The sequence below is a fragment of the Streptomyces sp. NPDC088261 genome, assembly GCF_044740805.1.
Taxonomy (GTDB): Bacteria; Actinomycetota; Actinomycetes; order Streptomycetales; family Streptomycetaceae; genus Streptomyces.
On record NZ_JBIURL010000004.1, the window covers coordinates 411,195 to 423,138 of the forward strand.

At 72.4% G+C, this 11,944-nt stretch carries 10 protein-coding genes and 1 pseudogene; 4 read left to right on the plus strand and 7 right to left on the minus strand.

What is annotated here, in order from left to right; translation table 11 throughout:
• Nucleotides 1–16: 16 nt before the first annotated feature.
• The 3 genes from ACIODU_RS11505 to ACIODU_RS11515 are packed head-to-tail and all read left to right on the plus strand — an operon-like array spanning nt 17 to nt 2,584.
• Nucleotides 17–808 carry an ABC transporter ATP-binding protein gene (locus ACIODU_RS11505; RefSeq protein ID WP_401766593.1) on the plus strand — a complete coding sequence of 264 codons (792 nt, stop codon included), beginning with the start codon at nt 17–19 and terminating at the stop codon, nt 806–808.
• Entirely contained in the window at nt 795–1,763 is a 969-nt protein-coding gene (locus ACIODU_RS11510) for an ABC transporter permease (RefSeq protein WP_401766596.1), read from the plus strand. Before ACIODU_RS11505 ends, ACIODU_RS11510 begins: the two co-directional genes overlap by 14 nt.
• A gap of 32 nt (nt 1,764–1,795) precedes the next feature.
• Nucleotides 1,796–2,584: a sirohydrochlorin chelatase gene (locus ACIODU_RS11515; protein WP_401766598.1), complete on the plus strand. Its 789-nt coding sequence runs from the start codon at nt 1,796–1,798 to the stop codon at nt 2,582–2,584.
• 33 nt (nt 2,585–2,617) lie between these two features.
• Here the strand turns inward: ACIODU_RS11515 and ACIODU_RS11520 are convergent, their stop codons facing one another.
• The 3 genes from ACIODU_RS11520 to ACIODU_RS11530 all read right to left on the minus strand — a co-directional run bounded on the left by ACIODU_RS11520 (nt 2,618) and on the right by ACIODU_RS11530 (nt 4,702).
• Nucleotides 2,618–3,634, minus strand: coding sequence for a ketopantoate reductase family protein (locus ACIODU_RS11520; protein ID WP_401766601.1), 1,017 nt, complete (start codon nt 3,632–3,634; stop codon nt 2,618–2,620).
• Nucleotides 3,635–3,762: 128 nt separating this feature from the next.
• Nucleotides 3,763–4,161, minus strand: coding sequence for a DUF4440 domain-containing protein (locus ACIODU_RS11525; RefSeq protein ID WP_401766604.1), 399 nt, complete (start codon nt 4,159–4,161; stop codon nt 3,763–3,765).
• Nucleotides 4,154–4,702, minus strand: a complete 549-nt coding sequence (locus ACIODU_RS11530) for a DUF1697 domain-containing protein (RefSeq protein WP_401766607.1) — start codon at nt 4,700–4,702, stop codon at nt 4,154–4,156. Before ACIODU_RS11530 ends, ACIODU_RS11525 begins: the two co-directional genes overlap by 8 nt.
• Before the next feature lie 273 nt (nt 4,703–4,975).
• Between ACIODU_RS11530 and ACIODU_RS11535 the strand changes: the two genes are divergently transcribed.
• Nucleotides 4,976–7,291, plus strand: a complete 2,316-nt coding sequence (locus tag ACIODU_RS11535) for an MMPL family transporter (protein WP_401766609.1) — start codon at nt 4,976–4,978, stop codon at nt 7,289–7,291.
• A gap of 61 nt (nt 7,292–7,352) precedes the next feature.
• Here ACIODU_RS11535 and mgt read toward each other — a convergent pair.
• From mgt to ACIODU_RS11555, 4 genes and pseudogenes are all read right to left on the minus strand, one after another.
• Nucleotides 7,353–8,652: pseudogene (gene mgt, locus ACIODU_RS11540) on the minus strand (macrolide-inactivating glycosyltransferase).
• Nucleotides 8,653–8,674: 22 nt separating this feature from the next.
• The gene (locus ACIODU_RS11545; protein WP_401766772.1) at nt 8,675–9,976 is read right to left on the minus strand and encodes an ABC transporter substrate-binding protein; all 1,302 of its coding nucleotides are present in this window, start codon (nt 9,974–9,976) and stop codon (nt 8,675–8,677) included.
• A gap of 11 nt (nt 9,977–9,987) precedes the next feature.
• A complete protein-coding gene (locus ACIODU_RS11550; RefSeq protein WP_401766612.1) occupies nt 9,988–10,827 on the minus strand; it encodes a carbohydrate ABC transporter permease in 840 nt (279 codons plus the stop codon).
• Complete coding sequence (locus ACIODU_RS11555; protein ID WP_401766615.1) at nt 10,824–11,780, minus strand: carbohydrate ABC transporter permease; 957 nt, start codon at nt 11,778–11,780, stop codon at nt 10,824–10,826. The genes ACIODU_RS11550 and ACIODU_RS11555 overlap by 4 nt, the downstream gene beginning before the upstream one ends.
• Nucleotides 11,781–11,944 lie beyond the last annotated feature (164 nt).

The window sequence follows — 11,944 nt, forward strand, 5'->3', positions numbered from 1 at the left end:
CCAGGAGGTGACGACCATGGCATCGACGCTCACCAAGGCCGCCGACGGCACCACGTCGGTGGACCACGCCGCGCGCATCGCGCACGTCTCCAAGACCTTCGCGACCCCGGCGGGGCGGCAGCTCGTGCTGGACGACATCACGCTCGATGTCGCTCCGGGTGAGTTCGTCACCCTCCTGGGAGCCTCGGGCTGCGGCAAGTCCACCCTGCTCAACCTGGTGGCCGGGCTCGACCGCCCGACCGCCGGGTCCATCGAGACCCCGGGCGGGCGCCCGGCCCTGATGTTCCAGGAGCACGCGCTGTTCCCGTGGCTGACCGCGGGCAAGAACATCGAACTGGCCCTGCGGCTGCGCGGGGTGCCCAAGCAGGACCGCCGGGGCGAGGCGGAGCGGCTGCTCGGGCTCGTACGGCTCGAAGGGGCGTACGGGAAGCGGGTGCACGAGCTGTCCGGCGGGATGCGGCAGCGGGTCGCGCTGGCGCGCGCGCTCGCCCAGGACAGCCAACTGCTGTTGATGGACGAGCCGTTCGCGGCGCTCGACGCCATCACCCGTGACGTGCTGCACGACGAGCTGACGCGGATCTGGCGCGAGACGAGCCTGTCGGTGCTGTTCGTCACCCACAACGTCCGGGAGGCGGTACGGCTCGCCGAGCGTGTCGTCCTGCTGTCCTCGCGCCCCGGCCGGATCGCCCGCGAGTGGCGGGTGGACATCCCGCAGCCGCGCCGGATCGAGGACGCCGAGGTGGCGGAGCTGTCCGTCGAGATCACCGAAGAACTGCGTGGGGAGATCCGCCGACATGGCCAGCACTGACACGACCCCGCAGAAGGACCCGGCGCCGGGGAACGCGGCGGCGGACGGCTCCCTCCGGTCCGAGGGCCCGGACGCGCGGCCCGCGTCCGGCGGCGGTCACGGTGACCTGGCCGGTCTGGAGGCCGGGCTCGACGCCCTGGACTCCGTACCGACGGGCCGGACGCCCCTGCGCCAGACCCTGGTCCAGAAGGTGCTGCCGCCCACGGTCGCCGTCCTCCTCGTGCTCTTCGTGTGGCAGATCCTCATCTGGGCGAAGGTCACCGACGAGTACAAGCTGCCCTCGCCGGGCGCGGTGTGGGACGAGCTGTCCGACGCCTGGTCGCAGGGCACCCTGCTCGGCTACATCTGGACCAGCGTCTCGCGCGGCCTGCTGGGCTTCCTGCTGGCGCTGCTGATCGGCACCCCGCTGGGCCTGCTGGTGGCGCGGGTGAAGTTCGTACGGGCGGCGATCGGGCCGATCCTGTCGGGGCTCCAGTCGCTCCCGTCGGTGGCGTGGGTGCCGCCGGCCGTGATCTGGCTCGGGCTCAACGACACGATGATGTACGCGGTGATCCTGCTGGGCGCGGTCCCCTCGATCGCCAACGGGCTGGTGTCCGGGGTCGACCAGGTACCGCCGCTCTTCCTGCGGGCCGGGCGCACGCTGGGCGCGACCGGGCTGAGGAACACCTGGCACATCATCATGCCGGCCGCGCTGCCCGGGTACCTGGCGGGGCTGAAGCAGGGGTGGGCGTTCTCCTGGCGCTCCCTGATGGCCGCCGAGATCATCGCGTCGTCGCCCGATCTCGGCGTGGGGCTGGGCCAGCTGCTGGAGAACGGGCGTACGGTCGGCAGCATGCCCATGGTGTTCCTCGCCATCCTCCTGATCCTGATCGTCGGCATCGCGATCGACCTGCTGATCTTCAGTCCGCTGGAGCGGTGGGTCCTGCGCAACCGCGGTCTCCTCGTGAAGAGCTGATTCCCGTGCGCCCCCTCCACCGCTCCCCGCTCATGCCTCCTCCCGTGTCCCCGGTCCTGCTCGTGGTCGCGCACGGCAGCCGGGACCCCCGGCACGCGGCGACCGTGCACGCCCTCGCCCGGCGGGTGCGGGCGCTGCGGCCCGGGCTGCGGGTGGAGACCGGCTTCCTGGACTTCAACACGCCTTCCGTACCGGAGGTGTTGGGCCAGTTGGCCCGGGAGGGTGCGCCGCACGTGGTGGAGGTGGTGGCCCAACCGCTGCTGCTCACCCGGGCGTTCCACGCGAAGGCCGACATCCCGGCCGTCCTGCGGGAGGCGTCGGAGCGCCTGCCGGGTCTGCGGATCCGCCAGGCCGGCGTCCTCGGCCCTTCGCCGCTGCTCGTGGAAGCGCTGGAGCGGCGCCTGTACGAGGCGGGTCTGGCGCGCGCCGACCGGCCGTCGACGGGTGTGGTGCTGGCCTCGGCGGGCTCCTCCGACCCGGAGGCGGTGGCGGTGATCGCCGGGATCGCCGCGGAGTGGGAGCGCCGGGCGGGCTGGTACGCGGTACGGCCCGCGTTCGCGTCGGCGTCCCCGCCCCGCACCGAGGACGCGGTACGCGCGCTGCGCGCGGAGGGCGTACGCCGCGTCGCGGTCGCCCCGTACGTGATCGCCCCGGGCCGTCTGCCGGACCGCATCGCGGCGGGCGCGGCGGAGGCGGGAGCCGACGTCCTGGCGGAGGTGCTGGGCCCGGCGCCGGAACTGGCCAGGCTGCTGCTGGCGCGCTACGACGAGGAGCCCGCGATACCGTCCCCCGCACCGGCCCTGCACGGCCGGGCACGTTGAGGCCGGGCGCCGTCCCGGGGGGCCACTTCGCCGCTACTCGGCGGTCGCGCCCGACGCCGCTTCGATGAGCGCGGTCAGTTCGGCGACGGGCATCGAGCCCGGCCGGCGGTGTTCGCGGGCGAAGGTGTTGGCCACGCGTGCCAGGGTCTCGTTGACCGGGGTCGGGACGGCGTGCAGCCGCCCCAACAGGACGATCTCGCCGTTGAGATGGTCCGCCTCGATCGAGCCGGTGCCCCGGCTGAGGCTCTGCCAGGACGAACTCCCGTCGCGCCCGGAAGCCAGGTGGGGATCGAGGCCGAGGTGGTCGCCCCGTACCTCTGCCGCCTTCTCCGGGCTCACCGAGTCGATCCCGGCGGCCGCGAGGACCGCCCGCCCCTCGTCGTACGCGCGCCGCTGGATCAGCCGCGCCTCCTCCGTGTCGAGCGGCCCGGTGACGGCCCCGAGGGAGTTGGAGAGATTGGCGAGGAGCTTGGTGTACTTCCAGCGCATCACGTCCGGGACGAGCGGCGCGAGGAGCGCGCCCTTCTCCAGGCTCGCGGAGATCCGGCGGGCGGTGGCGTCGATTCCGGAGGGGTACCGGCCGACGTGCAGCATGCCGGTGTACGGCGCGCAGGGCGCCACGACCTCGCCGGGGTCGACGTGCGACGAGGGCAGCCAGACGCACATCCCGTAGACGTGCCGGAAGCGCCGCAGGGCGAGCCGTTCGTTCTCCACGCCGTTCTGCGCGCAGACCAGGGGCAGCAGGTCGCCCGCCGTACCGCCGCCCTCGACCGGCCGGCCGGACCAGGCGTCCAGGGCCGCCGCGCTGTCCTGGGTCTTCACGGAGAGCAGCAGCACGTCGTCGGGGCGCAGAGCGAGCGCCTCGGGGCGGTCGACGACCGGGAGCCGGTGGACGCGGGTGCCGTCGGGGGTGGTGAGCCGCAGGCCGTGGGTGCGCAGCGCCTCGTAGTGGGCGCCCCGGGCGACGAGGACCACGTCCTGCCCGGTCTCGGCGAGCCGTCCGCCGATGCTGCCACCGACCGCTCCCGACCCGATGACGATGTGGCGCATCCTGACTCCGTTCGGTGGTGCCGCGGGTCGGAACCGCACCGACCCGAGAGGTCCCCCGCGCGTCGAGCATAGGCGAGGCCCCCGTCCCCGTGTGCGCCTGCTCGCCCTCACTCTGGGGGCGTGCGCCCTCAGCGTGGGGGCGTGCCCCAGGGGGCGTCGTCCTCCGTCTCGTGGCCGAAGACCGTGCCCTGGTGGAAGTAGAGCTTCCAGGTGCCGTCGGTCAGCCGCCACAGGGAGCTGCGGTGGGCGAGACGGCCGTTGGAGTCGGTGTCGAAGGTCAGGTGCACCAGGTCGGGGGCGAGTTGGGTGCCGCGCATCGCGGAGGCGGTGACCGGGCGGACCGGGCTGCGGGTGCGCAGGACGTCGATGAACGAGTCCCGGTCCCAGATCCGCCCCGAGGAGCCGAAGGCCCTGAAGTCGGGGTGGAGCAGTTCCGCGAGCAGTTCGGGGGACGAATTCACCGCCGGGTCGAGGAAGCGCAGTTCGGCCTCGACGGCGCCGGTGACGGCGGACGTCAGCTCAGTCACGGGTCAGCTCCACCAGTTTGACGACGGTGTTCCAGTTGCGGCTGGTGGCGGTGACGCCCTTGGAGAGGGCCGGTCTGCCGAGGGCCTCGGCGAGTTTGGAGCGGCCGAGCCCGTGGGGGGCGTACAGGTAGAGCGCCCGGTCGCCGAGCCGGAACTCCTCCGGGAGGTAGGCGGACCGGTCCACGGACGAGAAGCGTTCCGGGTCCACCCGCTCGGAGAAGAAGGTGACATGGAGCTGCTTGCCCTCCAGCGTGTCGGCGGGGAAGGGGCAGGCGTCGGCGACGGCACGGAGGTATCCGCCGTCGCGCACCACGCAGTCCACGGTGAATCCGAAGCGGTCCTCGATGGCCTGTTCCAGCTCGCGGGCGACGGCGTTCTCGTCGTCGGAGGCGCTGGTGAAGACGGCGTTGCCGCTCTGGAGATGGGTGACCACGTGGTCGTGGCCGAGCCTCGAGAGCAGGGTGCGCAGGTCGGCCATGGGGACGCGCTTGTGGCCGCTCACGTTGATGCCGCGCAGGAGAGCCGCGTACGTCGTGGTCATCAGGCCACGATAGAGGCGGCCGGGGCGCCCGGCGGGGCAACGTGCCCGGCGGGGCCCGACACCAGGTGCGGGAGGGGGCGCGCGGGGTGTTGCGGAGGTCGGTGTAAGGGGCCCGTATCACGCGGGTCAGGGGTGAAGCCCGTGCGCAGGGAGGAGACCGCCCCCGCCCCGCTCACCGGAGAGCAGGAGGAGACGGCCGGAACGCGCCCCTAGCGTGGAAACGAGAGGACGGCGGCGCTGTGCCGCCTTCCCGCACGAGGGGGCTGGCCCGTCATGGCGAGAAGTGGGGAGGGTCCGCGCGGCATCGCCGCCCGGGCCGGGAGTTGGAGCGCACGCCACCGCTGGGCGGCGGTGGGCATCTGGGTGCTGTTCGTGGTGATCGCCATGGGGCTGGGCTCGGCGGCGGGCCGGGTGGACGTCAAGGAGAGCGAGCAGCTCTCGGGCGAGGTCGGGCAGGCGCAGCGGATCATCGAGGACGCGGGACTCAAGGAGCCGGTGGGCGAGTCGGTGCTCGTCCGGGCCACTGACAGGTCAACGACCTCGAAGGCGCCGGAGTTCCGCGAGGCCGTCGCCGCGGTGGTCGACGCGGTGGGCCGTACCGGCCGGGTGGCCGAGGTGACCTCGCCGTACGACTCCGGGACGATATCCAAGGACGGCCGCAGCGCCCTGGTGCGCTTCGACATCCGCGGGGACCCGGACACGGCGAGCGAGCGGGTCGAGCCGGTCGTCGAGGCGGTCGCGGGGGTCCAGGAGAAGTACGAGGACCACCTGCTGATCGCCGAGATCGGCGGGGCCAGCATGGGCAAGACCTTCGACGACGCGTTCGGGGACGACTTCAAGCAGGCGGAGTTGTCGGCGGTGCCGGTGGCGCTGGGCATCCTGCTGATCGCGTTCGGCGCGCTCGTCGCGGCGCTGCTGCCGGTGGCGCTGGCGCTGACGGCGATCCTGGCGACGACGGGGCTGATGGCGATCGTCAGCCACTACCAGCCGATGAGCGACACCGCGGACTCGGTGATGCTGCTGGTGGGGCTGGCGGTCGGGGTCGACTACTGCCTGTTCTACCTGCGGCGCGAGCGCGAGGAGCGGGAGGCGGGGCGCGACCCGGAGACGGCGCTGCGGATCGCGGCGGCGACGAGCGGGCGCGCGATCGTGGTGTCCGGGGTGACGGTGTGCGTCGCGATGGCGGGGATGCTCTTCACGGGTCTCGCGGAGTTCCAGGCGATGGGCCTGGCCTCGCTCATGGTCGTCGCGGTCGCGATGGTCGGGTCCGTGACGGTCCTTCCGGCGCTGCTGTCGCTGCTCGGGCACCGGGTGGAGCGGGGCAGGGTGCCGTTCCTGAACCGCGCGAAGCGGCGGGGCGGTCACGCGGGTGGGTCGCGTGGCGCTGATGGCTCCGGCGGCTCCGGGGAGAGCCGCTTCTGGCGGGCGGTCCTGGACCGGGTGCTGCGCAGGCCGAAGGTCTCGCTGGTGATCGCGGCCGGCGCGCTCGCGGCGATCGCGCTGCCCGCCGTGGGCATGAACACCCAGAACCTCACGCTGGACCAGGAGTTCGGCGACCGGCTGCCCATCGTCCGTACGTACGAGCTGGTCAACGAGGCGTTCCCCGGGGGCGCCGAGCCGGCGGAGGTGGTGGTCGAGGCCACCGACATCAACGCGGAGCCGGTCCGCAGGGCCATCGCGGACTTCCGCTCCCGGGCGGTGAGTTCCGGCGCGTCGCGGGGGCCCGTGGAGGTCGTGACGCACGACGCGCAGAACGTCGCGATCATCACCGTGCCGCTGGTCGGCGGGTCCGACCAGGACCGGGCGGAGAAGAGCCTGGCGCTGCTGCGGGACACGGTCCGCCCCGACACGTTCGGCGAGGTGTCGGGCGTCTCGGCGCCGGTGACCGGTCAGGTCGCGGGCTCGAAGGACTTCAACGACCAGATCGTGGGGGCGGTCACCCCGGTGTTCGCCTTCGTGGTGGTCTTCGCGTTCCTGCTGATGCTGCTCTGCTTCCGGTCGCTGACGATCGCGGTGACGTCGATCGTGCTCAACCTGCTGTCGGTGGGGGCCGCGTACGGGATCCTGACGATCGTCTTCCAGCACGGCTGGGGGGCCTCGCTGGTGGGCGCCGAGGGGGTGGGCGCGATCATCTCGTGGCTGCCGCTGTTCCTTTTCGTGATCCTGTTCGGGCTCTCGATGGACTACCACGTCTTCGTGGTCTCCCGGATCCGCGAAGCCCGCATGCAGGGCCGTACGACCCGGGACGCCATCACGCACGGCGTGGTGACGACGGCGGGGGTGGTGACCAGCGCGGCGGTCATCATGGTGGCGGTCTTCGCGATCTTCGGCACGCTGTCGATGCAGTCCATGAAGCAGATGGGCGTGGGCCTGGCGGCGGCGGTCCTGATCGACGCGACGATCATCCGCGGGGTGCTGCTGCCGGCGGTGATGGCGCTGCTGGACGACCGGAACTGGTACTTCCCCCGGTGGCTGTCCTGGCTCCCCGACCTGACGCACGACGAGGTCGCGGCGCCGGAGGGCCCGGCACGGGAGGAGACGGGGACGGGCCCGCGGGGCACGGACACCCAGGTCCCGGCCCGGACCTGACGGACCGTTCGTACGGCGGGGGCGGGGACGCGTCCCCGCCCCCGCCGTGACCGTACACGCGTCACACCTCCCCGCCGCCGGGCGCGCCCTCGGGCCCGCCCGGCGGCAGCATGTCCTCGATCAGGTCGGCGGCCCGGCGCGCGCCGCCCTCCGCCGCCATCTCCGCCGCGATCTCCCCCAGCCTGCGCGCCACTTCCGGGTCCGAGGCCACGGCGAGGACCGCCTCCCGCAGCGCCTCCGGCGTCACGTCCGCCGTGTCGAGGCGCCGGGCCACCCCCAGGGCGACCAGCGTGTCGGCGTTGCCGAACTGGTCCACCGCCTGCGGGACCGCGACCATCGGCGTGCCCGTCGCCAGCCCCTCCTGGCTGCCCCCCGCGCCCGCGTGTGTCACGAACGCGTCGGCCTGCCGCAGCACGGACAGCTGCGGCACCCAGCGGTGCACCTCGACGTTCGCCGGTACGTCACCCAGCTCGGCCTCGTCCACGAACGCGCCGATCTGGAGGACGACGTGCCACTCCGGAAGTCCCCCGAACGCCTCCGCACACGCCCGGTAGAAGGCCGGCTGCTTGGTGAACGCCGAGCCGAGCGACACCAGAAGCACCTTCCCGGCCCCCTCGGGCCGCCGCCACTCCCCCTGGTCCGTACGGTCCCCCTGGCAGGCGCCGACGAAGGTGAAGACGGACGCGTCCACCTTCTCCGCGTACGGCTGGAGCACCCGGGGGATCAGGACGAGGGAGCGGGCGGGCCGGGCGACCAGCCGGTCCCGGTCGGTGTGGTCCATGTGGTGCGCGTCGAGCCACGCCGTGAACCGGGCCAGGTACGCCCGCCCCCGTTCCGTCGACTCCAGCTCGGCGGTCATGGGCGCGGCGACCTCCTCGTACCCGTCCCAGGCCACCATGTTCGGCGAGAGCTGGACGTACGGCACGCCCCAGCGGTGCGCGAGGACCGGCGCGGGGTAGGACGTGATGTCGCTCAGGACCAGGTCGGGGCGGTCGTCCTCGAACGCCTCGGCCAGCTGCGGCAGCGCCTGGATCGCGTCGTCCAGGAACGGTTCGACGTGGTCGATCAGTTCCGTGCCCCAGGCCCCGGGGTCCGCGTCGGGCGGGGGCAGGAGGGACGTGTAGATCACCGGCCGGGCACCGGTCGCGGCGACCTTGCCGGCGAAGACGGCGGGGATCGCGTAACTGACCCGGTGTCCCCGGGCGACCAGCTCACGGATCACCTCCAGACTCGGGTTCACGTGTCCGTGGGCGGCGATGGAGAACATGGCGATGTGGGCGGGCCTGGGTGCGGTCACGGGTGCGGTCATGGCCCGGACCCTAGGCGAGACGAGACGTCTCGTACAACTCAATTCCGCGCACTCGCCCCACCTCTGGCGGTGTCTCACCTCTGATAGCGCGCCAGCACCAGATTCCCGTCCTCCACCAGCCGCTTCTCCAGCTCCTCCCGGTCGATCGCCCCGCTGTAGTACTCCTGGAGCGCCGGCGTCGCCACCTTGTCCTTCCACTCCGGATACCCGCGCACCGACTGGGCCGGGGCGGACCGCAGACCGCGCGCCAGCGCCGCGCCCGTCGCCCAGCCGTCCTTCGCGGTGTGCAGCGAGGGGTCCGCGAGCGCGCGGGTCCCCGTCGGCAGCATCCAGTCGCCCTTCGCCAGCCGCACCATGTTCGGCGGCTGGAGCAGGAAGTCGATGAACCGCACCGCCTCCTTCTTGTACGGGCTGTCCTCGGCGACCGAGAGCGTCTGCGGGCTCACCCCCTGGGCCAGGCCCCCGCTGTCCCCCGCCGGGGCGGGCAGCACCGTCCACTCGAAGCCCTCGGGCGCCTGCTGGATGATCTGCTGACGGTACGAGAACCCCAGCGGGACCATCGCGTAGACACCGCCGAACAGCCCCGGCAGGGTGTCGGACCCGCCCATCCCGAGCGTCGCCCCCGACGCGCTGCCGTCGGTGTTCACCTGGGCGCGGACGGTCTCGGGGACCACCGCGTCGCCGTCGGTGAAACGGACCGTCACCTTCCCGTCCGCGCCCCGGTGGAAGAGCCGGCCCCCGGTCGACAGCCCCAGGTTGAGCGTCGCGGACACCGGGTCCTTGAGCGGCCACGCCACGGCGTACTTCCCCGGGCCCATCCGCGCGGTCAGCTCCTTGCCGATCCGCCGGAACTCGGGCCAGCTCCACGGCTTCTCCGGCGTCGGCACCCGCACCCCGGACGCGTCGAGGACCTTCTTGTCGGCGATCAGGACCCGTGGCTCCTGGAGGAACGGCACGCCGTACACCCCGTCCCCGAACGTCGTCGTGTCCCAGCTGCTCCCGGGGATGTCCTCCCGCAGCCGCGCGGGCAGCAGCTCGCCCAGATCGGCGAGATAGCCGCCGTACGCGAAGTCCGCGAGGTCGTCCGAGGCGTCATGGATGATGTCCGGCGCCTCCCCGCCCTCGAAGGAGGTGAGGAGCTGGTCGTGGACGCTGTCCCAGCTGCCCTGCACGTACTCGACCCGGATGTCCGGGTGGGCGGCGTTCCACTCCGCCACCAGCTCCTTGTTGACCTGGACCGACTCGTCCTGCCAGGCCAGGGACTGGAAGCGCAGGGTGATCCGGCCGTCGCGGGAGCCGTCCCCGCCGGAACAGCCGGTGAGGAGCAGGATCAGGACCATGACGGCGACCGCCGCTCTGCGCATCGGCGTCGGCATCGGCGTCGGCATCAGCTCTTCACCGCCCCGGCGAGCATGCCGCCCGTGATCCGCCGCTGGATGACGGCGAAGATGACGAGCGAGGGGAGGGTCGCGAGGAACGCGGCGGCGGCGAGCGGGCCGAGATCGGCCACCCCTTCCGCGCCCAGGAAGTGGGTCAGGACCACCGGGAGGGTCTGTTTCTCCGGGGACTTGAGCAGGACGAGCGCGAAGAAGAACTCGTTCCACGCGGTGATGAACGCGAACAGTGCCGTGGCGACGATGCCGGGGAGCAGCAGGGGCGCGGTGACCGAGACGAGCGTACGGAGGCGGCCCGCGCCGTCCACCGACGCGGCCTCCTCCAGCTCGGCCGGTACGGCCCTGACGTACCCGACCAGCATCCAGAGGGCGAACGGCAGCGACCACACGACGTACACCATGACGAGGCCGGGCACGGAGTTGATCAGGTGCAGGTTCTTGAGGACCAGGAACAGCGGGATGATCAGCAGGACGAACGGGAACGCCTGGCTGACGACCACCCAGCCCGTCGCCGCCGCCGCGAGCCTGCCGCGGGTGCGGGCCATCACGTACGCCATCGGGGTCGCGACCACCACGGCGATCACGGCGGCGGACAGCGCGGCGACCAGGCTGTTGCCTGCGGCCCGGACGAGCGGCTGTTCGTCGAAGGCCTGGCGGAAGTTGTCGAGGGTCGGGTGCTCGGGGATCCAGGTGGGGTGGAGACTCGCCAGCTCCCGGGCCGGTTTGAACGCGGTGGAGATCAGCCAGAGGAACGGGAAGGCGAGAAAGACGAGATAGCAGAGGAGCGCGGCGTACTGCCCGGCGCGCGCGGGCCCACGGGTGCGGACGTTCATCCGTTCTCCCCTTCCCGGAGCCGGCCGACCAGGTGGAACGCGAGGATCACCGAGATCACAGCGACCATGACGCAGCCCATGGCGGCGGCGTAGCCGAACTGGCCGTAGCGGAACGCCTCCTCGTACGCGAAGAGCATCGGCAGCCGGGTGCGACCGCCGGGTCCGCCGCTGGTGAGCACGTACACCAGGGCGAAGGAATTGAAGTTCCAAATAAAATTGAGCGCGGTGATGGCCAGCGCCACCGGGCGCAGGGCGGGCCAGGTGACGGTACGGAACCGGCGCCACGCGCCCGCGCCGTCGAGCGCGGCGGCCTCGTGCAGTTCGTGCGGAGTGTTCTGGAGTCCGGCGATCAGCGCGACCGTGGTCTGGGGCATCCCGGCCCAGATCCCGACGACGATCACGGCGGGCAGGGCGGTGGCCAGGCCGGTCAGCCAGTCCCGGCCGTCGCCCAGGCCGGTGTCGCGGAGGGTCTCGTTGAGGATGCCCGCGTCGGCGTTGTAGACGAGCCGCCACATGATGCCGACGACGACCTCGGGCATGGCCCAGGGGATGATCGCGAGGGCGCGGGCCAGCCAGCGGAAGCGGAGGTTCTGGTTGAGCAGCAGGGCCAGCCCGAGGGCGAGCACGAACTGCGGCACGGTGACGCCGACCGCCCATAACAGCCCGATCCGGAACGAGTCCCAGAACAGCGTGTCGTGCAGGAGGTCCTGGAAGTTCAGCGTCCCGATCCACTGGGTGGGTGCGGTGCGGCCGGACTGCGCGTCGGTGAAGGCGAGCGCGATCCCGTACAGGAGCGGTCCCACGCTCAGCACCAGGATCGGGATCAGCGCGGGCAGGACCAGGAACCAGGCTCCGTGGTCGACTCGGGGGTCGGCTCCGGGCGCGGGGCTCTTCCTGCCGGTCTTCTTACCGTTCCTCTTGCCGGACCGCGCCGTCGCGGTCGCCGTTGTCACGGATTCGACTCCTTCGGGCGGCTCGGGAGTGCGGTGGGGGGTGCCCCGGCAGCCCTCGTCATCGTGCTGACGGGCCTTCCGTTCGTCAAGGTGGCCTGCGCGGATGCGAGACTTGCCGGTCGGACGGACCGTAACGGCGGCCGGAGCGAGGAGATCGAAGGATT